We start from the raw sequence: 25,681 nt of genomic DNA, 5'->3' as shown, positions 1-25,681 counted from the left end.
AAAATCGCAGCCTTCGGCAGCTCCTACATGGAATGGTGTTCATCCTGTAGGAGCTGCCGAAGGCTGCGATCTTTTCGGCGCGACATTATTTTAGTGCGGGTTCGATACCGTGAGCATCTGCCCCGGCTTCAGCGCTTGGCCGACCCGCGGATTCCAGCGCTTGAGGTGTTGCATTTCAACGTTGAAGCGCTTGGCCACGATGTACAGCGAATCGCCTTGCTGAACCTTGTACTGCGATTGCGACTTCTTGGCTTTGGTCTTGGAATTGGCCGCAACCACGGTGTTGACGCGACCCGGGCTGCGCTTGCTGGTGTCCTGCAAGACCAGGGTCTGGCCGGGCTTGAGGTTTTTGCCCGACAGCTTGTTCCAGCGCTGGATATCCTTGACGTCGACATTGTTGGCCTTGGCGATGGAGCCCAGGTTGTCGCCGCGTTTGACCCGGTAATTGCGTTTGGCACTGGCCACTGCCGTGTTGTCTGCACCATCGAACACAGGCTTGAGCGGCTTCTTGCTGATCAGCTCTTCCGGACGCATGGTTTGCAGGCTGGTGGTCAGCAACTGCGCCTTGGACGTCGGCACCAGCAAATGCTGGGGGCCGTCGATGGTGGTGCGCTGCTTGAAGGCCGGGTTGAGCTGGAACAGTTCGTCTTCGTCGATGTTGGCCACCGCGGCAACCTTGGACAGGTCCATGCGCTGGTTGATTTCGACGACCTGGAAATACGGTTCGTTGGCGATCGGGTTGAGATTCACCCCGTAGGCTTCCGGCGCCAGCACCACTTGTGACAGGGCCAGCAACTTCGGCACATAGGCCTGGGTCTCGGCGGGCAGCGGCAGGTTCCAGTAGTCGGTCGGCAAGCCCAGCTTTTCATTACGCTCGATTGCGCGGCTGACCGTGCCTTCACCGGCGTTGTAGGCAGCCAGGGCCAACAGCCAGTCGCCGTTGAACATGTCGTGCAGACGGGTCAGGTAATCCATCGCCGCGGTGGTCGACGCGGTAATGTCGCGACGTCCGTCATAAAAGCGGGTTTGACGCAGGTTGAAGTAACGCCCGGTGGACGGAATGAACTGCCACAAGCCAACCGCATCGGCCCGGGAATAGGCCATCGGGTTGTAGGCGCTTTCAATCACCGGCAGCAGTGCCAGTTCCAGCGGCATGTTGCGTTCTTCAAGGCGTTCGACGATGTAGTGAATGTAGAGGCTGCCGCGTTCCCCGGCGTTTTCGAGGAACGAAGGATTGCTGGCGAACCACAGGCGCTGTTGCTCGATGCGCGGGTTGACGCCCACGTTGTCCTGCAACTGGAAGCCCTGGCGCATGCGCTCCCAGACGTCCTGCGGGATCTGCGGGCTCGGCTTTTCGCTGAGCCAGACAGGCTTCTGCTTGGCGCGGGCAGCAATGTTCGGCGTATGTGTCGCTTCAGTCTGCGGAGCATGGCTGGAACAACCCGCCAGAGTGGCGGACACAGCCACCGCTATGGCTTGAGCCAAGCGGGTCAATGCGTCTGAATTGATGGACTTACGTATGGATGACGACATTGGCTGGAAGTAAGTTCCGGGCAAAAATGTCGGGCGATTCTAGAAAGCGCACCCTCTGCGGTCAACCTTTCAGCGTTTTAGGACCATCGTGCAAGCTGTTTAGAACGTGTCTTTCCACGCCCTTAAAGCAGCAAAAACCATATCGGGCGCGGAGTTATCGGTGCCGGTCCGTTCATCCGCTTTTTCTTTAACGGATGTTTCGCCGGTGCGCAAAAACGGATTTGTGCGCTTTTCCAGGGCCACCGTGGAAGGCAGCGTGATGATGCCGGCTTCCCGTTGTCGGGTGACGGTGGCCAGGCGTTCGAGGGTGTCCGGATTACCCGGCTCGACAGCAGCGGCGAAGCGTAGATTGCTCAGGGTGTATTCATGGGTGCAGTACACCCGCGTATCCTCGGGAAGCGCCGCGAGACGCGACAACGAGGTGTACATTTGCTGGGGCGTGCCCTCGAACAAACGGCCGCAACCGGCAGCGAACAGGGTGTCGCCACAGAACAGCAGACCGGGGTGATGATAGGCAATGTGCCCCAAGGTGTGACCGGGTACGGAGATAACATCAAAGTCATGGCCGAGCACGTTGATGCGATCGTTGTCCTTGAGGGCCACGTCCCGCGCCGGGATGTTTTCGCTGGCCGGGCCATAGACTTTTGCGTCCGTCGCTTTCTTGAGCTGTTGGACGCCGCCGACATGGTCATGATGGTGGTGAGTGATCAGAATATCACTGAGTACCCACGTCGGATTTGCCGCGAGCCAGGCTTGTACCGGCGCGGCATCGCCCGGATCGACCACCACGCAGCGCCGGGTGTCGGGGTCTTGTAACAACCAGATGTAGTTGTCGGTGAAGGCGGGCAGGGCAGTGATCTGTATCATCGTCGGATTCGCCAAGCGGAAAACAATGGCGCATCTTAGAACTTCCTGGCGCGTTGGAGAATGCAATGACCGATAAAGCGTTCGCTCAGGCCGATCCTGACTGGCTGGAATTGATCAGCGAGGCCCGCGAGTGGCTGTCCGGTCCGATCGGGCAATTTTTGCTGGATGAAGAACGGCGCATGCTCGAAGAAGAGCTCGGGCGCTTTTTCGGCGGCTATCTGGTGCATTACGGCCCGTCCGCGCAAACTCCGCCGTCGGCACCGCAAGTCCAACGCAATGTACGCCTCGGCGCACCGTTGCCGGGGGTCGAGATTGTCTGCGAGGAACAGGCCTGGCCGTTGAGCGAGCATGCCGCCGATGTGGTGGTGTTGCAGCACGGCCTGGATTTCTGCCTGTCGCCCCACGGTTTGCTGCGCGAAGCCGCGAGCAGCGTTCGGCCCGGCGGGCATCTGTTGATCATAGGCATCAATCCCTGGAGCACTTGGGGCCTGCGTCATGTGTTTGCTCATGACGGGTTGGGCAAGGCGCGCTGCATTTCTCCGTCACGGGTGGCTGACTGGTTGAACCTGCTGGGCTTCGCGCTGGAGAAACGCCGCTTCGGGTGCTATCGTCCGCCGCTTGCCTCGCCTGCCTGGCAGACCCGTCTGGCCGGTTGGGAACGCAAGGCCGGTGACTGGCAATTGTCCGGCGGCGGCTTCTATTTATTGGTCGCGCGCAAGATTGTCGTAGGGCTGCGACCGGTCCGCCAGGAACGCCGCGAACCGATGGGCAAGCTGATTCCGTTGCCGATGGCCAAGGTCAACCGGCGCAATATCGAACCGTAATACCCAATTTCAATTTCCGACCGGGGTTGCCCCGGTCTCGGGCGTTGTCGATCAGCGATCGGCGGGCCACCGCATTTTCTGGATAGATTGGCATGAGCGATAGCGTAGAACTGTTCACTGATGGCGCCTGCAAAGGCAATCCCGGTCCTGGTGGCTGGGGCGCGTTGCTGGTGTGCAAGGGCGTTGAAAAAGAACTCTGGGGCGGCGAAGCGAATACCACCAACAACCGCATGGAGCTGATGGGCGCGATTCGCGGCCTGGAAGAACTCAAGCGTTCGTGCGATGTGTTGCTGGTGACCGACTCCCAGTACGTGATGAAAGGCATCAACGAGTGGATGGCCAACTGGAAAAAACGCGGCTGGAAAACCGCTGCGAAAGAACCGGTGAAGAACGCTGACTTGTGGAAGCTGCTCGACGAACAGGTCAACCGCCACAACGTCACCTGGAAATGGGTGCGCGGGCACATTGGCCATCACGGCAACGAACGGGCCGACCAATTGGCCAACCGTGGCGTGGATGAAGTGCGTGGCTACAAGCAAGACTGATTTTGATCCTGTAGGAGCTGCCGTAGGCTGCGATCTTTTGACTGTGCTTTTCAGGATCAAAAGATCGCAGCCTGCGGCAGCTCCTACGGGGAGCATGTTAATATCCGCGTTTTTTGCACGATTGACCCGTTGAGAGCTGAGCACTGATGGCCACCAGATCCGTTGTACTCGATACCGAAACCACCGGCATGCCGGTGACCGACGGCCACCGGATTATCGAAATCGGTTGTGTCGAGTTGATCGGTCGGCGCCTGACCGGCCGGCATTTTCACGTTTACCTGCAACCGGACCGCGAAAGTGATGAAGGCGCCATCGGCGTCCACGGCATCACCAACGAATTCCTGGTGGGCAAGCCGCGCTTCGCCGAGGTGGCCGAAGAGTTCTTCGAGTTCATCAAGGGCGCGCAACTGATCATCCATAACGCGGCGTTCGACGTTGGCTTCATCAACAACGAATTTGCCCTGATGGGCCAGCACGAACGTGCGGACATCACGCAACACTGCTCGATCCTCGATACCTTGATGATGGCCCGGGAACGTCACCCGGGGCAGCGCAACAGCCTCGATGCGTTGTGCAAACGTTATGGCGTCGATAACTCCGGCCGTGAACTCCACGGCGCCTTGCTCGACTCCGAAATTCTCGCCGACGTCTACCTGACCATGACCGGCGGCCAGACCAGCCTGTCCCTGGCCGGTAACGCGTCCGACGGCAATGGTTCCGGTGAAGGCGCGGACAACTCCGCCACTGAAATCCGTCGTCTGCCGGCCGATCGCAAGCCGGCCCTCATCATTCGCGCCAGTGAAGACGATCTGGCGCAACACGCGACGCGTCTGGAAATCATCAGCAAATCCGCCGGCGCCCCGGCGTTGTGGTTGCAATTGGCCGAGGCGGAAGCACAGGCGTAGGACTTTCGAAAAGATCGCAGCCTCGTTTCACTCGACAGCTCCTACAAGGGAATGCGTAATCCTGTAGGAGCTGTCGAGTGAAACGAGGCTGCAATCCTTTGATCTCCAATAAACCGCACCACTGGCATGCGACGAATGACCCATTTCAGGGCATCACACTCGCCACATCCGCTTCAACCCTCTACCCTGAGGTGATTGGCAGGCTCTGGTCTGCCGCCTCGGGACACTGAGCCTCATGTACAAAGATCTGAAATTCCCGGTCTTGATTGTCCATCGCGACATCAAGGCCGATACTGTCGCCGGCGATCGCGTGCGGGGTATCGCCCGGGAGCTGGAACAGGAAGGTTTCAGCATCGTCTCGGCGATGGATTACACCGAAGGGCGGCTGGTCGCGTCGACGCATCACGGCCTGTCGTGCATGCTGATCGCAGCGGAAGACGCCAGCGCCCATTCTCATTTGTTACACAATATGGCCGAGTTGATCGGACTGGCGCGTGTGCGTGCGCCGGATTTGCCGATCTTCGCCCTGGGCGAACAAGTGACCCTGGAAAACGCGCCCGCCGACGCCATGGCCGAGCTCAATCAGCTGCGCGGGATTCTTTACCTGTTCGAGGACACCGTGCCGTTTCTAGCCCGGCAAGTGGCGCGGGCTGCGCGCAAGTATCTGGACGGACTGCTGCCGCCATTCTTCAAGGCGCTGGTGCAACACACCGCCGATTCCAATTATTCCTGGCACACCCCCGGCCATGGCGGCGGCGTGGCGTATCACAAGAGCCCGGTGGGGCAGGCGTTTCACCAGTTCTTCGGGGAAAATACCCTGCGCTCGGATCTGTCGGTCTCGGTGCCGGAACTCGGCTCTCTACTCGATCACACCGGGCCACTGGCGGAAGCCGAGGCGCGGGCGGCGCGCAACTTCGGCGCCGACCATACCTTCTTCGTGATCAACGGCACCTCGACTGCCAACAAGATCGTCTGGCACTCCATGGTGGCGCGCGATGACCTGGTGCTGGTGGATCGCAACTGCCATAAATCGGTACTGCACTCGATCATCATGACCGGCGCCATTCCGTTGTACTTGTGCCCGGAGCGTAACGAGTTGGGCATCATCGGCCCGATTCCCTTGAGCGAATTCAGTCCGCAGGCGATCAAGGCCAAGATCGATGCCAGCCCGCTGACCAAGGGCCGGGCACCCAAGGTCAAACTCGCAGTAGTGACCAATTCCACCTATGACGGCCTCTGTTACAACGCCGAGCTGATCAAACAGCAGCTGGGCAACAGCGTCGAGGTGCTGCACTTTGATGAAGCCTGGTACGCCTACGCGGCGTTCCATGAGTTTTTCGCCGGGCGTTACGGCATGGGCACGTCCCGCAGTGACGATGGCCCGTTGGTGTTCACCACCCATTCCACCCACAAACTGCTGGCGGCGTTCAGCCAGGCGTCGATGATTCACGTGCAGGACGGTGGCGCCCGGCAACTGGATCGTGACCGCTTCAACGAAGCGTTCATGATGCACATCTCCACCTCGCCGCAGTACGGCATCATCGCTTCGCTGGACGTCGCGTCGGCGATGATGGAGGGCGGGGCCGGGCGTTCGCTGTTGCAGGAAATGTTCGACGAAGCCCTGAGCTTTCGTCGGGCGCTGGCCAATCTGCGTCAGCACATTGCGGCGGATGACTGGTGGTTTTCGATCTGGCAGCCGCCGTCGGTAGAAGGCATCGACCGGGTGGTGACTGAAGACTGGTTGCTGCAACCGGAGGATGACTGGCACGGCTTCGGCGATGTGACCGACGATTACGTGTTGCTTGATCCGATCAAGGTCACCCTGGTGATGCCGGGCCTGACCGCGGGCGGCGCTCTCAGTGAACGCGGGATTCCCGCAGCGGTGGTCAGCAAGTTCCTTTGGGAGCGCGGGCTGGTGGTGGAAAAGACCGGGTTGTATTCGTTCCTTGTGCTGTTCTCCATGGGCATCACCAAGGGCAAATGGAGCACGCTGCTCACCGAGCTGCTGGAGTTCAAGCGCAGTTACGACGCCAATGTCAGCCTGGCGAATTGCCTGCCGTGTGTGGCGCAGCAGAATGTTGCACGCTATCAGGGCATGGGGCTACGCGATCTGTGCGATCAACTGCACGCCTGCTATCGCAGCAATGCCACGGCCAAACATCTCAAGCGCATGTACACCGTACTGCCGGAAATCGCCATGAAGCCGGCGGACGCCTATGATTACCTGGTGCGCGGCGAAGTCGAAGCGGTGTCGATCGATGCTCTGGACGGGCGGATCGCTGCCGTGATGTTGGTGCCGTATCCCCCGGGCATTCCGTTGATCATGCCCGGTGAACGCTTTACCGAGTCAACCCGCTCGATCGTCGACTACCTGGCGTTTGCTCGCACATTCGATAGCAGTTTCCCGGGGTTCGTCGCCGATGTGCACGGATTGCAACATGAAGACGAGGGCAATGGGCGGCACTACACCGTCGATTGCATCAAGGAATGAGGACCTTTCCCAGTATGCAACCGGTCATGAATCCAAATTATCCAGGACTGTCGGTGCGGGTTGCCGACGAAGGTTTTGCCGCTTACATCTGGGGCAGTGATTTCAGTTTTGAAGTCGCTGTCTACGGTGCGCCTGAAATAGGCCAGCCGGTGGAGCAATGGACAGTCACGCCGATTACGCCGTACCGCAAATGCTATGGCATCGATCCTGAAGAGTTCAGCAGTTTCCGCGACGCCGCCGACAGTGCGATTTTCATGGCCTATCTGGATGACGAACCCGTCGGCCATCTGGTGATCAGCACCAACTGGAACGGTTTTGCCCATATCGACGAACTGGCCGTACATGCTCCGGCGCGACGCCATGGCGTGGCCAAGGCATTGCTGGATGTGGCGCAGTTCTGGAGCCGCAAGAAAAAACTGCCGGGCATCATGCTCGAAACCCAGAACAACAATCTCGGCGCGTGCCGGTTGTATGAGCGGTGCGGCTACGTGATCGGCGGCATCGACCACATGCGCTATCGCGGCATCGATCCCAATACCGCCGAGGTGGCGCTGTTCTGGTATCGCGTGTTCGATAACCCGTTGGAAAACCCGATCAGTTCCCCAGCATCGCCGCGGCTTGTTCCGTGATGATCGCCAGCAAGGTCTGGACGGCGGGCGAAGGCTCGCCATTCTTCAAGGTCAAGGCGTAGAGGCTGATCGGAACGGCGGGGGCCAGCGGGCAGGCATCGAGCCCGGCGGATTTGGCGCCGAGGGCGGTGAAAGGGTCGACGATGGCCAGGCCTTCGCCGGCCTCGACCATGCTGCGCATCATTTGATGGGTCTGGACCCGGGTCTGAATCACCGGCGCCGGGCGCAGCGCGTGCAGTTTGTGCTCAAGGGCCGGGCTGAGCGGGTCATGACCTTCCAGACCCACCATCGCCTGACCGGCCAGATCCTGCAGCGAGATGTACTTCTGTTTCGGTTGCAGCCAGCCGTGCGGCGCGAGCAGTTGCAGTTTGCCCTGGGCAATCACCTGGCAATCAATCTCGGCACGGTCCGGGTCATGCAGGCTCAGACCCAGATCGCTTTCGCGCAGCAACAGGCTTTTGACGATATCGCGGGTGGGTTGGCTGAGAAGGGTGCAAGGCGCATCGGGCACGCGTCGACGCAGTGCTGCAATGCTGTGCGGCAACAATTGCTGGGCCAGCGGCGGGGTGCAGATGATACGTAGTGGAGGGGCGAGGTATTGCTTGAGGCTATTGGCCAGACGCTGCACCGGTTCGAGCGCCTCATAGACATGGGCGATTTCAACCTGCAATTCCCGCGCCTCACGCGTCGCCTGCAAGCGCCCGCGCACGCTGGAGAACAGCATGAAGCCCAACTGATCCTCGGCGTCGCGCAAAATGCGCTCGACCTCGGTCACCGGCAACTGCAGCCATTCGGCGGCGGTGCCCAGGTGACCGGTCTGCAGGAGCGCCTGGATCACTTCGATATGGCGTAAGCGCATGCGTGAAGTCCATGTTCAGCAGGTGAAGGAGTCAGTGGCTGAATCCTAACCCAAGTCCGCGCATATGACTTCTGCTCATAACATCGAGTTATGAAACGGCGTTCGTTTCCGGTTCACGGGTCAGGGTGACGCCGGTTTGCACCAGTTGAAACTCGTTTTCATCGAGTTTGTTTACGCGATCGCCAATGGCCAGCTTGTAGGTGGTAACAGGCCCCGAACCTGTCGCCGGGGTGGAATCCTGGAACTCATGCACGGAATAAATGCGGCCTTCCGCGTCTCTTGCATGGAACTGACCGACGAGTACTGCTGCCATCTGCTTAGAACCTCTGGAGATAAAACGCTTGATTTGCGGCTTTGTAGACCGCCATCGAGCACGGTAAGTTTTCCTACATAAAAAAAATAATCAGGACGCAGATATACCTGTGTTCACTGGTTGAACTGTCGTCTGATCATCTATAACTACAGGCTCCCCCCACGGACAATCGAGAGTCTTCCATGAGCAATGTCTATAACGTCGCCGTAGTGGTTGGCAGCCTGCGCAAAGCATCGATCAACCGCAAGATTGCGCTGGCCCTGGCTGATCTGGCGCCGGCCAACCTCAAACTCACTATCGTCGAAATCGGCGACTTGCCGCTCTACAACGAAGACATCGATGGTGATTCACCGCCGGCAGCCTACAGCACTTTCCGACAACAAGTGAGTTCATCCGACGCGGTGCTGTTCGTGACCCCGGAATACAACCGTTCGGTGCCCGCGCCGATGAAGAATGCTATTGACGTGGGCTCGCGCCCTTATGGCAAGAGTGCCTGGAGCAACAAGCCGGGAGCGGTGATCAGTGCATCGCCGGGTGCGATTGGCGGGTTTGGCGCCAACCACAACTTGCGCCAGTCCATGGTGTTTCTCAACGTGCCGTTGATGCAGCAGCCGGAAGCCTATCTGGGCGGTGCCGGTTCGGCGTTCGATGAGGCAGGCAAACTGTCGGAATCGGTCAAGCCGTTCCTGCAGAGTTTCATTAATGCCTTCGGGCAGTGGGTCGAGCAACACAAAAAGATGTGATTGCCGGTTTCCAGCGCTCCAGGCTACGGAGCGCTGGCCAGTCGGCTACAGATCGTCGTTTCCATTTCCGACAGCCAGGCGGCGGTTTGTGCCGCCGTTGGTTGCGCGGTAACGCAATAACGTCGGCCACCCCACGCCATGATCACCCAGGCATCGATGGTCGCTGGCGAGGGTTGCGCTGGCAGGTCGTCACAGGCAGCGAAGGCTTCACGCCATTTTTGCGCCAGCTCATCGAACACTCTTCGATGATGTTTAGGTTCGGCGATCTGGTGTTCGATGAGCAGCACGGCGTGGTTGAACAGGGGCTGGCCTTCATCGTCGGGGTCGCAGGTCAGTCGAATCAGGCGCTTGATTCGGGTTGACCAGTCCTGGTCGTTGGCCTGTACGACAGATTCATCCAGTTCCTGTAGCAGGATATCCAGACGATGGCGGATGTAACCGGATAGCAAGGCTTCCTTGCTCGGGAAGTAGTCGTAAAGCGTGCCGATCGCAACACCTGCTTCCAGTGCCACCTCGCGGGTGGTCAGGCCTGACCAGCCGTCTCGCTGCCAAATCCGAACAAATGCCTCATAAATCGCGTCGACGGTGAAAATCGCCCGGGCCTGAGTCGGCCGTTTCAGCGGTTTTGCGCGGGGATTGACGGTGGGCAACCGGCCCTTGCTGTTTCCGAACCCGTTCTTCATCGGCGGCCACTACGCTGGTGCTACCCGCCACTGTGTCGCAGCAGGAGATTGAAGGATGCAAATCACAAGCACGGTAACACGACTGATTACCCGTAAAGATGCCCTCGACCAAAGCCGCATCGAGCAGATTTCGCGCAGTTTCGTTCCCGCCGCGGGGGAAGTCATTCTGAAGATTGATCGTTGTGCACTGACCACCAACAACATTACCTACGCCGCTTATGGCAATTCGATGAACTACTGGGGCTTCTTTCCTACAGGGTTGGCGGAATGGGGTCACGTTCCGGCCTGGGGTTTTGCCGATGTCATCGCCTCGGATGTCGCAGGCATCAAGGTCGGAGAGCGTTTCTACGGGTATTTCCCGATTGCCAGCCACCTGTGGATGCGCCCGGAACGGGTTACCGAGCGCGGTTTCTACGACGGCGCCGAACACCGGCAAGGTTTGACGTCGGCCTATAACCAGTACACCCGCTGCAGTTGGGACACTTACTACAGCCCCGTTACCGAAAACCTGCAGATATTGCTCAAGCCGCTGTTCCTGACGTCTTCGATGCTCGCCGACTTCCTGCAAGACAAGCAGTTCTTTGGTGCGACTCGGCTGGTTTTCTCCAGTGCATCGAGCAAAACCGCCTACGGCACGGCCGTTTGCCTGGGAAATCATCCTGGTCTGGAAAGAGTGGGGTTGACCTCGGCCGGCAACAAAACCTTTGTCGAGCGTTTTGATTTGTACGAACGCACGGTGTCGTACGAGGAGCTGCTGAACCTGCCCAATGACCGTCCAACGCTGTACGTGGATTTTTCCGGCGACCTGGATCTGCGTGACCGGGTACACCAGCATTTCTCCGGACAGTTGATCTACAGCTGTTTCGCCGGTTCAGCGCAAAGCACCCATGAGGCTCGGCTGACCGCAATCGAGGGCCCGCAGCCGGTATTCTTTTTTGCACCGATCCAGATTCGCAAGCGCAATGCCGATTGGGGGCCGGAAGGGGTCAGTCAGCATATCGGTGAGGGCTTGCTGAAATTTTTCCAGAAGGTCACGGCCACTGAAAAGCCGTTGCTCAAGGTAGTGGAAAGTCGCGGGTACGAAGCGGCGCAGGCCGTTATTTCCCGCCTGTATCATGGCCAGATCAAGCCTGTCGAAGGGCATGTCATAAGCTTGTGAGTTTCAGTTGCATGGCGCTGTGATTTCCAGACAGCGCTTTACTGCATATTCGAAATTCCATATATTCACGCCTCGTTTGTTCAGAGGCGTGTTCTTCATGTCCGACTCCCGCAGTCCCGTCGATGTTTTCAAGGCTTTGGCCGATGACACCCGCAGTCGTGTTGCGTTGCTGATCGCGCGCGAAGGCGAACTGTGCGTGTGCGAACTGACCGCAGCGCTGGACCTCAGTCAACCGAAAATCTCCCGTCATCTGGCGCAATTGCGCAGCAATGGCCTGTTGGCGGATCGGCGACAGGGGCAGTGGGTTTATTACCGGTTGCACCCGCAGCTGTCACCTTGGGTCACCACGATGTTGCAAGAGGCGCTGACGGCCAACGTCGAGTGGCTTGCCGCCGATGTGACGCGTTTGCAGGCGATGGTCGACCGACCGGTCCGCTGCTGCTGATTCTTTCCCATTTTCCGTAAGGCAGTCGCCCATGCTGGTAGCGTCACTGATTTTCCTGCTGACCATCACCCTGGTGATCTGGCAACCCAAAGGCCTCGGCGTCGGCTGGAGTGCGGTGTTCGGCGCAGTGCTGGCGCTGATTTTCGGTGTGGTGCACCTGACTGACATCCCGTTGGTGTGGCAGATCATCTGGAACGCCACCGGCACCTTTGTTGCGTTGATCATCATCAGTCTGTTGCTGGACGAAGCCGGTTTTTTTGCCTGGGCCGCGCTGCACGTGGCTCGTTGGGGGCGAGGCAACGGGCGCAAGCTGTTTGCCTACATGGTGCTGCTCGGTGCGCTGGTCTCGGCGTTGTTCGCCAATGACGGCGCTGCGCTGATTCTTACGCCCATCGTGATTTCCATGCTGTTGGCGTTGCGTTTCTCCAAGGCGACAACCCTGGCGTTCGTCATGGGTGCCGGTTTCATCGCCGACACCGCGAGCCTGCCGCTGGTGGTGTCGAACCTGGTGAACATCGTTTCCGCAGACTTCTTCAACATCGGCTTCAACCGTTATGCGGTGGTGATGATCCCGGTCAATTTGGTGAGCGTGGCCGCGACCCTGGCGATGCTGATGTGGTTTTTCCGGCGCGATATTCCCAAGGCATACGATCCCGAACAACTGGAGCACCCGGAAACCGCAATCCACGACAAGGCGACGTTCTATGCCGGTTGGGCGGTGCTGGTGATACTGCTGCTCGGTTGTTTCGCGCTGGAACCGCTGGGCATTCCCATCAGCGCGATTTCAGCGGTGTGCGCTGCCTTGCTGTTGGCTATCGCGGCCCGCGGCCACAAGATTTCCACGCGCAAAGTGATGAAAGACGCGCCGTGGCATATCGTGATTTTCTCGTTGGGCATGTATCTGGTGGTCTACGGCCTGCGTAATGCCGGGCTTACCGGCTATCTGGCGGGTTGCCTCAACGGCTTTGCCGAGTACGGCGTCTGGGGCGCGGCGATGGGCACTGGCGTATTGACCGCGTTGCTGTCGTCGATCATGAACAACTTGCCGACGGTGCTGATCGGGTTGTTGTCCATTGATGCCAGTCAGGCAACGGGCGTGGTGAAAGAGGCGATGATCTACGCCAACGTCATCGGCAGTGACCTGGGGCCGAAAATTACCCCGATCGGCAGTCTGGCGACGTTGCTGTGGCTGCATGTGCTGGAGCGCAAGAATATTCAGATTGGCTGGGGCTATTACTTCAAGGTGGGGATCGTGTTGACGGTGCCGGTGTTGCTGGTGACGTTGGCGGCGCTGGCTGTGCGGTTATCCCTCTAGACTGTTGAAGAGCAAGATCAAAAGATCGCAGCCTGCGGCAGCTCCTACATTGGAATGCGTACACCTGTAGGAGCTGCCGAAGGCTCGGGCCGCGATCGGACGATCTTTTCGCTACACCTACAAAGTCCGAATCAACCTTGCCCCGGCACATTCGGCCAAAGATCCGCCACCAGAAACAACCGCTCGGCTTCTTCCCAGTCGCCCTTGGCATTTTCGGTTAACCGTACCAGCAATTGCGCCGGGGCCAGCGGGTCGAGGTCGCTCATCCATGCCTTCAGTTGTTCGGCGCCCCAGGTGTGCTCCGCCGTGTAGTGCGCCGGCGCCAGCCAGGCGTGGCGGGGCAGGGGTTGCCAGCGGCCGGGCGGACTTTGTTCGACAAACTCCGGCCAGTCCTTTTGATGCAGCCAGCGACCGCGCAAATGCTGCGGATGTGCGCCACGCGGAGACGCCGCCGGCCCCGGCCATGGATAAAGCAAGTAACCACCCAGCCACAAATGCGCGCTGAACTGGCGGATATCCAGCGCCGCCAGCACTTCGCGGCTCTCCGGGCGCGCCGAAATCGGCAGCTGATGCTCGCTCAGATGGGCCAGTTTGCGGTCCAGCCGATCATGGCAGCCGGGACCGAGCCATTGCGCGGCGTCGTGCCCGTCGCCCTGTTGCGGGCCGAGATACAGCTTGATCGCCAGTTCCAGGTGATGCACGCCGTCGCGATCGCGCAGCAGCATGTCCAGTTCGCCCAGCGTGTGGCCTTCGCGGCGGATCGGCATGTTGGCGGCGATCAGTTCGATGCCGGGCGCGTGCTGCACGGCAAACTGCCAAAGGCGTTCGTAATACAGGCCAAGTCGGCGGGTGCGGGCCTGGGCCAGCCAGTGCAGCAGGCCGTAGCTGTCCTGGTCCAGCCGACGCAGCCAGTGTTCCAGGTGCTCCGGTGCCTGCACCCAGTCGCTGCCGGCCAGCGGATGGCGTTGCGGCCACGGCGTGTCGGCGAGCATCGGCGGCGCGAGGATGACCCACGCCAGGTCGCGCACCTCGGGGTGGCGCAACTGGTGGGGCAACTGCAGCAAATCTGGAAATAGGATCATCTTGCGAGCATAGCCTCAAACAGGAGTACATCCTTGGCGCTGAAAGGATTTTGTCTATCCGCCGCTTTCACCCATAATCGTGTTTTTCGTCGTCGCACAGATCCCCAGCAGGAGCCCCATGGAGCAATTTCGCAATATCGGCATCATCGGACGCCTGGGCAGTTCCCAGGTGCTGGATACCGTCCGCCGACTGAAACGCTTTCTGCTCGATCGTCACCTGCACGTGATCCTCGAAGACACCATCGCCGAAGTCCTGCCGGGCCACGGCCTGCAAACGTCTTCGCGCAAGATGCTCGGCGAAGTCTGTGACATGGTGATAGTGGTCGGCGGGGACGGCAGCCTGCTGGGCGCCGCCCGGGCCTTGGCCAAACACAATATTCCGGTGCTGGGCATCAACCGTGGCAGCCTCGGGTTCCTGACCGACATCCGCCCCGACGAGCTGGAAGTCAAAGTCGCCGAAGTGCTCGACGGCCACTATCTGGTGGAAAACCGCTTTCTGCTGCAGGCCGAAGTCCGTCGCCACGCCGAGGCCATCGGCCAGGGCGATGCGCTGAACGACGTGGTGCTTCACCCCGGCAAATCGACGCGGATGATCGAGTTCGAGCTGTACATCGATGGCCAGTTCGTGTGCAGCCAGAAGGCCGACGGCCTGATCGTCGCCACACCGACCGGTTCGACGGCGTATGCGCTGTCCGCCGGCGGCCCGATCATGCATCCCAAGCTCGACGCCATTGTAATTGTGCCGATGTACCCCCATACCTTGTCGGGCAGGCCGATAGTGGTCGATGGCAACAGTGAGCTGAAAATCGTCGTGTCCAAGGATATGCAGATTTACCCGCAAGTCTCGTGTGACGGGCAGAACCACTTTACCTGTGCGCCCGGCGACACCATCACCGTCAGCAAAAAAGCGCAGAAATTGCGGCTGATCCATCCGCTCGACCACAACTACTACGAAGTCTGCCGGACCAAGCTCGGCTGGGGCAGCAAGTTGGGTGGTGGAGGCGACTGATGCTCGATCCCGCGCGTAGCTACGACCTGATCGGTGACGTGCACGGTTGCGCTCTGACCCTTGAGCATTTGCTCGACCGGCTCGGTTATCACAAACAAGGTGGCGTCTGGCGCCATGCCTCGCGCATGGCGGTGTTCGTCGGCGACATCATCGACCGCGGCCCGCGGATTCGCGAGGCGTTGCATATCGTCCACGACATGGTCGAGGCCGGTCAGGCGCTGTGCATCATGGGCAACCATGAATTCAACGCACTGGGTTGGGGCACGCCCGCGCTGCCTGGCAGCGGCAAGCAGTTCGTGCGCGAACACACGCCGCGCCATGCCCGTTTGCTGCATGAAACCCTGACCCAGTTCGAACACCATCCGGGTGACTGGCATGACTTCCAACAGTGGTTCTATGAACTGCCGCTGTTCCTCGATGCCGGGCGTTTCCGCGTGGTGCACGCCTGCTGGGATGCCGGCCTGATCGAACCGCTGCGGGCGTTGTTCCCCAACGGTTGCATCGACGAGCATTTCCTCCAGGCTTCGGCCGAGTCAGGGTCCTTTGCCTGTACCGTGTTCGACCGCTTGCTGCGCGGCACTGACATGCGCCTGCCCCATGGCTTGACCATGACCAGCGGCGATGGCCTGGTGCGTTCGTTCTTCCGCACCAAGTTCTGGGAAGATGACCCGAAAACCTATGGGGATATCGTGTTTCAGCCAGACGCCTTGCCTGAGCCGGTAGCCCAGACACCTCTGACTTCGACGGAAAAGAACAGCTTGTTGCGCTACGGCGTCGACGAACCGTTGCTGTTCGTTGGCCATTATTGGCGCAGCGGCAAACCGGCGCCGATCCGCCCGAACCTTGCCTGCCTGGACTACAGCGCCGTGCTCTACGGCAAACTGGTCGCCTATCGCCTGGATCAGGAAACGCGGCTCGATCCGCATAAATTTGTCTGGGTCGATGTCGAGCGACCGGAGGTGTTGCAATGAGTTCTGTGGCGGTATTGCGTCTGCCGCTGGCGGTGGACCTGAGCGGCTTCGTCAAATTGCTGCAACGCATGCAAGTGCCGCATCGGGTCAGCGAAGAGGCGGGCGAACAGGTGTTGTGGGTGCCGGACAACATCAGCGAGGACGTTCGCGCCTTGTATGAACGTTTTCCGGCGGGCGATCCCGACCAGCAACTGGACATTCCGGTGGCGCAAACCAGGAAGCGCCCGGGTTTCGTCGAGCAAGTGCGTTATGCCAAGGCGACCGCCGCGATACTCCTGCTGAGCGTGCTGGTCGGTGCGCTGACGATGCTCGGCGACAACCTCAACGCAATGCGCTGGCTGACCTTCCTCGACTTCCGCATCGTCGGCGAATACATCCACTTCACGCCACTGGCCGACAGCCTGGCGGCGGGGCAGTGGTGGCGCCTGGTCACACCGATGCTGATCCACTTCGGCATCCTGCACCTGGCCATGAACGGCATGTGGTACTGGGAGCTGGGGCGGCGCATCGAATCGCGCCAGGGCAGCATCAACCTGGTCGGCCTGACCTTGCTGTTCAGCCTGGTTTCCAACTACACCCAATACGTTTTCAGCGGCCCGAGCCTGTTTGGCGGGTTGTCCGGCGTGCTGTACGGCTTGCTCGGACACTGCTGGATCTTCCAGCTGCTGGCGCCGAACCCCGCTTATCGCCTGCCCCGTGGGGTGCTGGTGATGATGCTGGTGTGGCTGCTGCTGTGCCTGTCCGGGCTGGTCTCGATGATCGGCTTCGGCGAAATCGCCAACGCGGCCCATGTCAGCGGGTTACTCATCGGATGCTTCACCGGTTTGTTGGGTGGTTTGTACAACCGCCGTAAACTGGCCGCCTAATTTCAGAACATGCAATAAAGAGACGGAGACCCAATGTCCTCTTTTAACGAAATGATCAAGAACATCACCCCGGACATCTACCAGAACCTGAAACTGGCGGTGGAAATCGGTAAATGGGCCGACGGTGGCAAACTCACCGCCGAGCAACGCGAACTGTCGCTGCAAGCGATGATCGCCTGGGAAATCCAGAACCTGCCCGAGGAAGAACGCACGGGTTACATGGGCCCGCAGGAATGCAGCTCCAAATCGATCCAGGTGCCAAATATCCTGTTCAAGTCGGATGCCATCCATTGATCGAGATTGGCCGCGGTGCAATCAGCAAAATGTCGGCGCGCCTGGACGGGCCGAACGTGCAATACGCATTTCGTCTGGGTGATACCGAGGTTCCGGTCAATCCGTTGATCGGCACCACGGTGCGCCTGGAATACCTGGGTGCGATCCACTGCACCCATTGCGGGCGCAAGACCAAAACCAGTTTCAGCCAGGGTTACTGCTACCCGTGCATGACCAAACTGGCCCAGTGTGACGTGTGCATCATGAGCCCGGAACGCTGCCATTTCGACGCCGGCACCTGCCGGGAACCGGAGTGGGGCGAGAAGTTCTGCATGACCGATCACATCGTCTACCTGTCGAATTCATCCGGGGTAAAGGTCGGGATCACCCGTGCCACCCAGCTGCCGACGCGCTGGATCGATCAGGGCGCCAGCCAGGCATTACCGATCATGCGCGTCTCGACCCGCCAGCAATCGGGTTTCGTCGAGGACCTGTTCCGCAGTCAGGTGGCCGACAAGACCAACTGGCGCGCCTTGCTCAAGGGCGATGCGGTGTCGGTGGATCTGCCGCAGGTGCGCGACCAGTTGTTCGACAGCTGCGCCGATGGCCTGCAAACATTGCAGGAACGATTTGGCCTACAAGCAATCCAGACAGTTACCGATGTTGAACCGCTCGAAATCCGCTATCCGGTCGAGCAATACCCGGCCAAGATTGTCAGCTTCAACCTGGACAAGCAGCCGATTGCCGAAGGCACGCTGATGGGAATCAAGGGCCAGTACCTGATCTTCGACACCGGCGTGATCAATATTCGTAAGTACACGGCCTACCAGCTCGCCGTGCATAGTTAAGGACTCCAGCATGCGCACCGAACAACCGAAGATGATCTACCTCAAGGACTATCAGGCCCCCGAGTACCTGATCGACGAAACACATTTGACCTTCGAGTTGTTCGAGGACCACAGCCTGGTCCACGCGCAACTGGTGATGCGCCGCAACCCCGAGCGTGGCCCGGGCCTGCCGCCGTTGGTGCTGGATGGTCAACAACTCGACCTGCTGTCGGTGACCCTGGCTGACCGCGAGCTGAGCGAAGCTGACTACCAACTGACCGAGAACCACCTGACGCTGCACCCGACCAGCACCACGTTCACGGTCGACACCAGCGTGCGCATCCACCCGGAAACCAACACGGCGCTGGAAGGCCTGTACAAGTCCGGCACGATGTTCTGCACCCAGTGCGAGGCCGAAGGCTTCCGCAAGATCACCTATTACCTCGACCGCCCGGACGTGATGAGCAAGTTCACCACCACCGTGGTGGCCGAGCAGCACAGCTACCCGGTGCTGCTGTCGAACGGCAACCCGATTGCCAGCGGTCCCGGTGAAGATGGCCGGCACTGGGCGACCTGGGAAGACCCGTTCATGAAGCCGGCGTACCTGTTCGCGCTGGTGGCCGGTGATCTGTGGTGTGTCGAAGACACGTTCACCACCATGACCGATCGCACTGTAGCGCTGCGCATTTATGTCGAGCCGGAAAACATCGACAAGTGCCAGCACGCCATGAACAGCCTGAAGAAATCCATGCGCTGGGACGAAGAGGTCTACGGTCGCGAGTACGATCTGGACATCTTCATGATCGTCGCCGTGAACGACTTCAACATGGGCGCCATGGAAAACAAGGGCCTCAACATCTTCAACTCCAGCGCCGTGCTGGCCCGCGCCGAAACCGCCACTGATGCCGCGCACCAGCGGGTCGAGGCAATCGTCGCCCACGAATACTTCCACAACTGGTCGGGCAACCGCGTGACCTGCCGCGACTGGTTCCAGTTGTCGCTGAAGGAAGGTTTCACCGTGTTCCGCGATTCGGGCTTCTCCGCCGACATGAACTCGGCCACGGTCAAGCGTATCCAGGACGTGGCCTACCTGCGTACCCACCAGTTCGCCGAAGACGCCGGCCCTATGGCCCACGCCGTGCGCCCGGACAGCTTCATCGAGATTTCCAACTTCTACACCCTGACCGTGTACGAAAAGGGCTCGGAAGTGGTCGGCATGATCCACACCTTGCTCGGCGCCGAAGGCTTCCGTAAGGGCAGCGACCTGTACTTCGAACGCCACGACGGCCAAGCCGTGACTTGCGATGACTTCATCAAGGCCATGGAAGACGCCAATGGCGTGGACCTGACCCAGTTCAAGCGCTGGTACAGCCAGGCTGGTACACCGCGTTTAGCGGTCAGCGAGTCCTACGACGCGGCGGCAAAAACCTACAGCCTGACCTTCCGTCAAAGCTGCCCGCAAACCCCGGACAAGGTAGAAAAACTGCCGTTCGTGATTCCGGTCGAACTGGGCCTGCTCGACAGCAAGGGTAACGAGATTGCCCTGCGTCTGGCCGGTGAAGCTGCTGCCCAAGGCACGACCCGGGTGATTTCGGTAACCGAAGCCGAGCAGACATTCACGTTCGTCGACATCGCCGAACAACCACTGCCGTCGTTGCTGCGTGGTTTCTCCGCGCCGGTGAAACTGAGCTTCCCGTACAACCGCGATCAGTTGATGTTCCTGATGCAGCACGACAGCGATGGTTTCAACCGTTGGGATGCCGGTCAGCAATTGTCGGTGCAGGTGCTGCAAGAATTGATCGCCCAGCAACAGAAGGGCGAAGCGCTGGTGCTGGATCAGCGTCTGGTTTCGGCCTTGCGCACCGTGCTGTCCGATGAGTCGCTGGACCAGGCGATGGTCGCCGAAATGCTCTCGCTGCCGAGCGAAGCGTACCTTACCGAAATCAGCGAAGTGGCGGATGTCGACGCCATCCACACCGCCCGTGAGTTTGCCCGCAAACAACTGGCGGATGCGCTGTTCGAGGGTTTGTGGCTGCGTTATCAGGCCAACCGCGACTTGTCCAAGCAAACTCCGTACGTGGCCGAGGCCGAGCATTTCGCCCGCCGTGCCTTGCAGAACATAGCGCTGTCGTACCTGATGCTCAGCGGCAAGCCGGAAGTGTTGGCCGCGACGCTGGAACAATTCGACGCGTGCGATAACATGACCGAGCGTTTGACCGCGCTGGCCGTGTTGATCAACTCGCCGTTCGAAGAGCAGAAGGCCACGGCGCTGGCCAGTTTTGCCGAGCACTTCAAGGACAACCCACTGGTCATGGATCAGTGGTTCAGCGTTCAGGCCGGCAGTGGGTTGCCGGGTGGGCTGGAACGGGTTCGTCAGTTGATGCAGCATCCTGCGTTCAACATCAAGAACCCGAACAAGGTGCGTGCGTTGGTCGGTGCGTTTGCCGGGCAGAACCTGATCAACTTCCATGCGGCGGATGGTTCCGGGTATCGCTTCCTGGCGGATCTGGTGATCAAGCTGAACGGGTTTAATCCGCAGATTGCTTCTCGTCAGTTGGCGCCTCTGACTCGCTGGCGCAAGTATGACGCTGCGCGTCAGGCGTTGATGAAAGGGGAGCTGGAGCGGATTAGGGCTTCGGGGCAGTTGTCCAGTGATGTGTTTGAGGTGGTTAGCAAGAGTTTGGCTTGAGTCTGCTTGCTGTTGACCTTGGCGGCCTTTGGGCCGACCAAGGCCTTGGCTGATTGAGTACATATCCGTTGCTGCGGTAACGGCGGCTTATGGTTTCGCCCTTACGGCGACTCACTTTTTTGACAAACGCCTCAAAAAAGTAAGCAAAAAAACGCTCGCCCCGAGCGTCCGGCCCCTCGCTGGGGCTCGGCGTTCCTTCGCTCCGGCATCCATCCGGGGGCATCGCCTCCGGTTGGCTTCGCTTCAACCTCCTCTCGATGTATGCGGCTTCGCCGCACGGCGCTGCGCGCCTCCCCCCGGATGAACGCCTCCACTCAGCCTTCCGAAGGGGCGGGTGGATCAAGATCAAGAGCGGCAGGCGAGCTAACGCTCGGCCTGTTGAGTGGTGAAGAGCGTGGGTGTACGCCGATCCATTGTAGGAGCCGACAGCCGACCTGATTTTTCGGCTGTATCACGTCCAATGTAGGAGCTGCCGCAGGCTGCGATCTTTTGATCTCGCTTGTAAAAAACAAAATCAAAAGATCGCAGCCTCGTTGCACTCGACAGCTCCTACAGGGAAATGCGCACGAACTAACGACCAGGCCGGCCGGTCGGCCGCCTCGCTTTTGCTTTTGATCTTTTGCCCCTTCGGCAGGCCGAGCGTAGGTGTTCATCAGGGGGTTAGGCGCGTAGCGCCGTGCGGCGAAGCCGCACACATCGAGAGGAGGTCGTCGCGCAGCAGACCGTAGGCGATGCCCCCTGATGGACACCGTAGCGAGGGAACACCGAGCCCCAGCGAGGTGCCGTACGCCGGGGCAAAGCCTTTTGCTTACTTTTTGCTGGGCCGGCACTCCGGCGTTTGAAAAAGTGAGTCGCTGTAAGAGCGAAACCGCCAGCGGCCGTTACCGCCGAAATGGATATGTACACCGAACCCCGAACCCCGAACCCCTAATCACCCCACCTAATACCCAATCATTCAGAGAAAACACATACCCCCCCGGTTAACAAAACATAACGTGCCGTCGATTGTCAGCCCTTCAAAAACACCGATAGGATAAGCCAGCTTCCGAAGGGGCTCTGGATTGCGGGTTTCAGGACTATGCTCTGAAACAGGTGATCCCGGTCAGCACCCTAGCGGCGCCCAGAAAGGTTGAACGACCTAACAATAATAATGGGGGAAGGTCTATGAGTGAGCCTGTCATGGGTGTGGGTATCTGCCGCCCGCTGGCATTACGCAAGTTCGCGTTGCTGGCTACAGCGCTCTCGCTGTTGGGCTCTGCCATGCTGTCAGCACCTGCGCTGGCCGCGGCTGCGCCGGCATCCGACGTTGTTTATTCGATTGAATCGGCCAAGGCCAGCAAAAGCCTGATGCTCGATGTCGTCCACGCAGGCAAGCGCCTGGTGGCGGTCGGGGATCGTGGGCACATTCTGTATTCCGATGACCAGGGCGCAAACTGGACTCAAGCCAAGGTGCCAACCCGGGCACTGCTGACCTCAGTGTTTTTTGTCGATGACAAACACGGCTGGGCCGTCGGTCATGACGCCCAGATCCTCGCCAGCGAGGACGGCGGCGTCACCTGGACCAAGCAATTCGAAGATCTGAAACGCGAATCGCCGCTGCTCGATGTCTGGTTCCAGGACGTCAACAGCGGCTTTGCCGTGGGCGCTTACGGTGCTTTGATGACCACCACCGATGGTGGGAAAAACTGGGAAGATGTCAGCGACCGGCTGGACAACGAAGACCAGTTCCACCTCAACGCCATCGCTGCGGTCAAGGACTCCGGTCTGTTTATCGTTGGCGAGCAGGGCAGCATGTTCCGCTCCGCCGATTGGGGCCAGACCTGGGAAAAACTCGAAGGCCCGTACGAAGGTTCGCTGTTTGGCGTGATCGGCACCGCACAACCTTCTACGCTGTTGGCTTATGGCCTGCGCGGCAATCTGTATCGCTCCACCGATTTCGGTAGCAACTGGGAACAAGTCGAACTCAAGGCCGAACGCGGTGACCTGGAGTTTGGCCTGTCCGGTGGCACGCTGCTCGAAGATGGTTCTATCGTGATCGTCGGTAATGGCGGTTCGGTGATTCGCAGCAGCGACGATGGCGCAACCTTCGAAGTGGTCAACCGTAAGGATCGCATTTCCGTCTCGGCGGTCACGGCGGCAGGCAATGGCAATCTGGTTCTGGCAGGACAGGGCGGCGTTCGCGTCACTTCGCCGAACGGCACCGAGTCGGGCAAATGAGCCGGGTTAATAATAAGAAGGCGCAGCTATGACTTCCTTGAGTACTCATCACCAGGAAAAGGCGACACTCCTAGAGCGCCTGATCTTCAACAACCGCCCGGCAGTGATTGTCATCTGCCTGTTGGTCAGCATTTTCCTGTTCTGGCAGGCGACGCTGATCCGGCCGTCCACCAGTTTCGAAAAAATGATCCCGCTGGAGCATCCCTTCATCCAGAAGATGATGGAGCACCGCAACGATCTGGCGAACCTGGGCAACACCGTGCGGATTTCGGTGGAAGCCACCGACGGCGACATCTTCTCCAAGGAATACATGGAGACCCTGCGCCAGATCAACGACGAGGTGTTCTACATCTCCGGCGTCGATCGTTCCGGCCTCAAGTCGCTGTGGAGTCCGAGCGTTCGCTGGACCGAAGTGACCGAGGAGGGCTTCGCCGGTGGTGAAGTGATCCCGCAGAGTTACAACGGCTCCCAGGCCAGCCTCGACCTGCTGCGCAACAACGTGCTCAAATCCGGTCAGGTCGGGCGTCTGGTGGCAAACGACTTCAAGTCGAGCATTGTCGATATCCCACTGCTGGAGTCCTATCCGGACCCTCAGGACCAAGGCAAGTTGCTCGCACTGGACTACCGCAAGTTCTCCCATGAACTCGAAGACAAGATCCGCAACAAGTTCGAAGCGCAGAACCCCAACGTCAAGATCCACATCGTCGGTTTCGCCAAGAAAGTCGGCGACCTGATCGATGGCCTGGTGATGGTGGTGATGTTCTTTGGCATCGCCTTCGTCATTACCCTGATCCTGTTGCTGTGGTTCACCAACTGCCTGCGCAGCACCGTGGCGGTGTTGAGCACGACACTGGTCGCGGTGATCTGGCAGCTCGGGTTGATGCACTTCTTCGGTTTCGGACTTGATCCGTATTCAATGCTGGTGCCGTTCCTGATCTTCGCCATCGGTATTTCCCACGGTGTGCAAAAGATCAACGGTATTGCCCTGCAATCCAGTGAGGCCGACAACGCCCTGACCGCAGCGCGCCGCACCTTCCGCCAGTTGTTCCTGCCGGGGATGATCGCGATCCTCGCCGATGCCGTGGGTTTCATCACGCTGCTGATCATCGATATCGGCGTGATCCGTGAACTGGCCATCGGCGCGTCCATCGGCGTGGCGGTGATCGTGTTCACCAACCTGATCCTGCTGCCGGTAGCGATTTCCTACGTCGGCATCAGCAAGCGTGCCGTGGCCCGCAGCAAGAAAGACGCGACCCGCGAGCATCCGTTCTGGCGCCTGCTGTCGAATTTCGCCAGCGCGAAAGTCGCACCGGTCTCGATCCTGCTGGCGCTGGTCGCCTTTGGTGGCGGCCTCTGGTACAGCCAGAACCTGAAGATCGGCGACCTTGACCAGGGCGCACCGGAACTGCGTCCGGACTCGCGCTACAACAAGGACAACAACTTCATCATCAGCAATTACTCCACCAGCTCCGATGTATTGGTGGTGATGGTCAAGACCAAGTCTGAAGGCTGCTCGCGTTACGAAGCCATGGCGCCGATCGACGAGCTGATGTGGAAGATGCAGAACACCGAAGGCGTGCAGTCGGCGATTTCCCTGGTGACCGTGTCCAAGCAAATGATCAAGGGCATGAACGAGGGCAACCTGAAATGGGAAACCCTGTCGCGCAACCCGGACGTGCTGAACAACTCGATTGCCCGTGCCGATGGCCTGTACAACAACAGTTGCTCGCTGGCACCGGTGCTGGTGTTCCTCAACGACCACAAGGCTGAAACCCTGGATCGTGCGGTGCATGCCGTGCAGGAATTCGCCAAGGAGCACAATACCGAAAACCTGGAGTTCATCCTGGCGGCTGGTAACGCAGGGATCGAAGCGGCCACCAACGAAGTGATCAAGAAGTCCGAGCTGACCATCCTGATCCTGGTGTACATCTGCGTGGCGGTCATGTGCATGATCACCTTCCGCTCCTGGGCGGCGACCTTGTGCATCGTGCTGCCGCTGGTGCTGACCTCGGTACTCGGCAACGCCCTGATGGCCTTCATGGGCATCGGCGTGAAAGTCGCGACCCTGCCGGTCGTGGCGCTCGGGGTCGGAATTGGCGTGGACTACGGCATCTACATCTACAGCCGTCTGGAAAGCTTCCTGCGTGCCGGTCTGCCGTTGCAAGAGGCGTACTACCAGACCCTGAAGTCCACCGGTAAGGCGGTATTGTTCACCGGTCTGTGCCTGGCCATCGGCGTGTGCACCTGGATCTTCTCGGCCATCAAGTTCCAGGCCGACATGGGCCTGATGCTGACCTTCATGCTGCTGTGGAACATGTTCGGTGCACTGTGGCTGTTGCCGGCACTGGCACGGTTCCTGATCAAACCGGAGAAACTGGCGGGGCAGAAGGGCAACTCGCTGTTCGCTCACTGATCCCGGCGTAAAACAGAAAAGCC

General features: G+C 59.6%; 23 protein-coding genes. 17 read left to right on the top strand and 6 right to left on the bottom strand.

Annotation, left to right across the window (positions count from 1 at the left end; all coding sequences use genetic code 11):
* Positions 1-90: 90 nt before the first annotated feature.
* Positions 91-1,533 carry a transglycosylase SLT domain-containing protein gene (locus tag ACM110_RS06820; protein ID WP_338580480.1) on the bottom strand — a complete coding sequence of 481 codons (1,443 nt, stop codon included), beginning with the start codon at positions 1,531-1,533 and terminating at the stop codon, positions 91-93.
* 99 nt (positions 1,534-1,632) lie between these two features.
* On the bottom strand, positions 1,633-2,400 hold the full coding sequence (gene gloB / locus ACM110_RS06815) for a hydroxyacylglutathione hydrolase (RefSeq protein ID WP_416127150.1): 768 nt from the start codon (positions 2,398-2,400) through the stop codon (positions 1,633-1,635).
* A gap of 65 nt (positions 2,401-2,465) precedes the next feature.
* Between gloB and ACM110_RS06810 the strand changes: the two genes are divergently transcribed.
* The 5 genes from ACM110_RS06810 (at position 2,466) to ACM110_RS06790 (ending at position 7,794) form a co-directional block, all read left to right on the top strand.
* Complete coding sequence (locus tag ACM110_RS06810) at positions 2,466-3,224, top strand: class I SAM-dependent methyltransferase (protein WP_338580482.1); 759 nt, start codon at positions 2,466-2,468, stop codon at positions 3,222-3,224.
* A gap of 92 nt (positions 3,225-3,316) precedes the next feature.
* The gene (gene rnhA, locus ACM110_RS06805) at positions 3,317-3,769 is read left to right on the top strand and encodes a ribonuclease HI (RefSeq protein WP_056855556.1); all 453 of its coding nucleotides are present in this window, start codon (positions 3,317-3,319) and stop codon (positions 3,767-3,769) included.
* A 146-nt stretch (positions 3,770-3,915) separates the two neighbouring features.
* Positions 3,916-4,674: a DNA polymerase III subunit epsilon gene (gene dnaQ / locus ACM110_RS06800; RefSeq protein WP_338580484.1), complete on the top strand. Its 759-nt coding sequence runs from the start codon at positions 3,916-3,918 to the stop codon at positions 4,672-4,674.
* Positions 4,675-4,909: 235 nt separating this feature from the next.
* Complete coding sequence (locus ACM110_RS06795; RefSeq protein ID WP_416127149.1) at positions 4,910-7,165, top strand: Orn/Lys/Arg decarboxylase N-terminal domain-containing protein; 2,256 nt, start codon at positions 4,910-4,912, stop codon at positions 7,163-7,165.
* Positions 7,166-7,179: 14 nt separating this feature from the next.
* Positions 7,180-7,794, top strand: a complete 615-nt coding sequence (locus ACM110_RS06790; RefSeq protein ID WP_416127148.1) for a GNAT family N-acetyltransferase — start codon at positions 7,180-7,182, stop codon at positions 7,792-7,794.
* Here ACM110_RS06790 and ACM110_RS06785 read toward each other — a convergent pair.
* Positions 7,760-8,653: a LysR substrate-binding domain-containing protein gene (locus ACM110_RS06785; RefSeq protein ID WP_416127147.1), complete on the bottom strand. Its 894-nt coding sequence runs from the start codon at positions 8,651-8,653 to the stop codon at positions 7,760-7,762. The genes ACM110_RS06790 and ACM110_RS06785 overlap by 35 nt on opposite strands.
* An 88-nt stretch (positions 8,654-8,741) precedes the next feature.
* Positions 8,742-8,966, bottom strand: coding sequence for a hypothetical protein (locus ACM110_RS06780; RefSeq protein ID WP_416127146.1), 225 nt, complete (start codon positions 8,964-8,966; stop codon positions 8,742-8,744).
* 182 nt (positions 8,967-9,148) lie between these two features.
* Between ACM110_RS06780 and ACM110_RS06775 the strand changes: the two genes are divergently transcribed.
* Positions 9,149-9,709: an NADPH-dependent FMN reductase gene (locus ACM110_RS06775; protein ID WP_416127145.1), complete on the top strand. Its 561-nt coding sequence runs from the start codon at positions 9,149-9,151 to the stop codon at positions 9,707-9,709.
* A 23-nt stretch (positions 9,710-9,732) separates the two neighbouring features.
* On the opposite strand, the gene ACM110_RS06770 is transcribed toward ACM110_RS06775, so the two are convergent.
* Positions 9,733-10,392, bottom strand: a complete 660-nt coding sequence (locus tag ACM110_RS06770) for a TetR/AcrR family transcriptional regulator (RefSeq protein WP_416127144.1) — start codon at positions 10,390-10,392, stop codon at positions 9,733-9,735.
* 55 nt (positions 10,393-10,447) lie between these two features.
* Between ACM110_RS06770 and ACM110_RS06765 the strand changes: the two genes are divergently transcribed.
* The 3 genes from ACM110_RS06765 to ACM110_RS06755 all read left to right on the top strand — a co-directional run bounded on the left by ACM110_RS06765 (position 10,448) and on the right by ACM110_RS06755 (position 13,311).
* Positions 10,448-11,551 carry a DUF2855 family protein gene (locus tag ACM110_RS06765; protein ID WP_416127143.1) on the top strand — a complete coding sequence of 368 codons (1,104 nt, stop codon included), beginning with the start codon at positions 10,448-10,450 and terminating at the stop codon, positions 11,549-11,551.
* A gap of 97 nt (positions 11,552-11,648) precedes the next feature.
* The gene (locus tag ACM110_RS06760) at positions 11,649-11,996 is read left to right on the top strand and encodes a metalloregulator ArsR/SmtB family transcription factor (protein WP_416127142.1); all 348 of its coding nucleotides are present in this window, start codon (positions 11,649-11,651) and stop codon (positions 11,994-11,996) included.
* 31 nt (positions 11,997-12,027) lie between these two features.
* On the top strand, positions 12,028-13,311 hold the full coding sequence (locus ACM110_RS06755; RefSeq protein ID WP_416127141.1) for an arsenic transporter: 1,284 nt from the start codon (positions 12,028-12,030) through the stop codon (positions 13,309-13,311).
* A 131-nt stretch (positions 13,312-13,442) separates the two neighbouring features.
* On the opposite strand, the gene ACM110_RS06750 is transcribed toward ACM110_RS06755, so the two are convergent.
* A complete protein-coding gene (locus ACM110_RS06750) occupies positions 13,443-14,393 on the bottom strand; it encodes a DUF1853 family protein (RefSeq protein ID WP_416127140.1) in 951 nt (316 codons plus the stop codon).
* A 118-nt stretch (positions 14,394-14,511) separates the two neighbouring features.
* Here ACM110_RS06750 and ACM110_RS06745 point away from each other — a divergent pair, with 118 nt between their 5' ends.
* The 8 genes from ACM110_RS06745 to ACM110_RS06710 all read left to right on the top strand — a co-directional run bounded on the left by ACM110_RS06745 (position 14,512) and on the right by ACM110_RS06710 (position 25,658).
* Positions 14,512-15,402, top strand: a complete 891-nt coding sequence (locus tag ACM110_RS06745; RefSeq protein ID WP_034146463.1) for an NAD(+) kinase — start codon at positions 14,512-14,514, stop codon at positions 15,400-15,402.
* A complete protein-coding gene (locus tag ACM110_RS06740) occupies positions 15,399-16,373 on the top strand; it encodes a metallophosphoesterase (protein WP_416127292.1) in 975 nt (324 codons plus the stop codon). Before ACM110_RS06745 ends, ACM110_RS06740 begins: the two co-directional genes overlap by 4 nt.
* Positions 16,370-17,239, top strand: a complete 870-nt coding sequence (locus ACM110_RS06735; protein WP_416127139.1) for a rhomboid family intramembrane serine protease — start codon at positions 16,370-16,372, stop codon at positions 17,237-17,239. Before ACM110_RS06740 ends, ACM110_RS06735 begins: the two co-directional genes overlap by 4 nt.
* Positions 17,240-17,272: 33 nt before the next feature.
* On the top strand, positions 17,273-17,533 hold the full coding sequence (locus ACM110_RS06730) for a YeaC family protein (protein WP_338580496.1): 261 nt from the start codon (positions 17,273-17,275) through the stop codon (positions 17,531-17,533).
* Positions 17,530-18,360: a DUF2797 domain-containing protein gene (locus tag ACM110_RS06725; RefSeq protein WP_416127138.1), complete on the top strand. Its 831-nt coding sequence runs from the start codon at positions 17,530-17,532 to the stop codon at positions 18,358-18,360. The genes ACM110_RS06730 and ACM110_RS06725 overlap by 4 nt, the downstream gene beginning before the upstream one ends.
* Before the next feature lie 10 nt (positions 18,361-18,370).
* Positions 18,371-21,028, top strand: coding sequence for an aminopeptidase N (pepN, locus tag ACM110_RS06720; RefSeq protein ID WP_416127137.1), 2,658 nt, complete (start codon positions 18,371-18,373; stop codon positions 21,026-21,028).
* Between the two features lie 1,164 nt (positions 21,029-22,192).
* The gene (locus tag ACM110_RS06715) at positions 22,193-23,245 is read left to right on the top strand and encodes a WD40/YVTN/BNR-like repeat-containing protein (RefSeq protein ID WP_416127136.1); all 1,053 of its coding nucleotides are present in this window, start codon (positions 22,193-22,195) and stop codon (positions 23,243-23,245) included.
* Between the two features lie 28 nt (positions 23,246-23,273).
* On the top strand, positions 23,274-25,658 hold the full coding sequence (locus ACM110_RS06710; protein WP_416127135.1) for an efflux RND transporter permease subunit: 2,385 nt from the start codon (positions 23,274-23,276) through the stop codon (positions 25,656-25,658).
* Positions 25,659-25,681 lie beyond the last annotated feature (23 nt).

The organism is Pseudomonas sp. NFX98 (genome assembly GCF_047784845.1).
Classification (GTDB): Bacteria; Pseudomonadota; Gammaproteobacteria; order Pseudomonadales; family Pseudomonadaceae; genus Aquipseudomonas.
The sequence above is the reverse complement of the archived record's forward strand: the minus strand, read 5'-3'. Positions and strand labels throughout refer to the sequence as shown.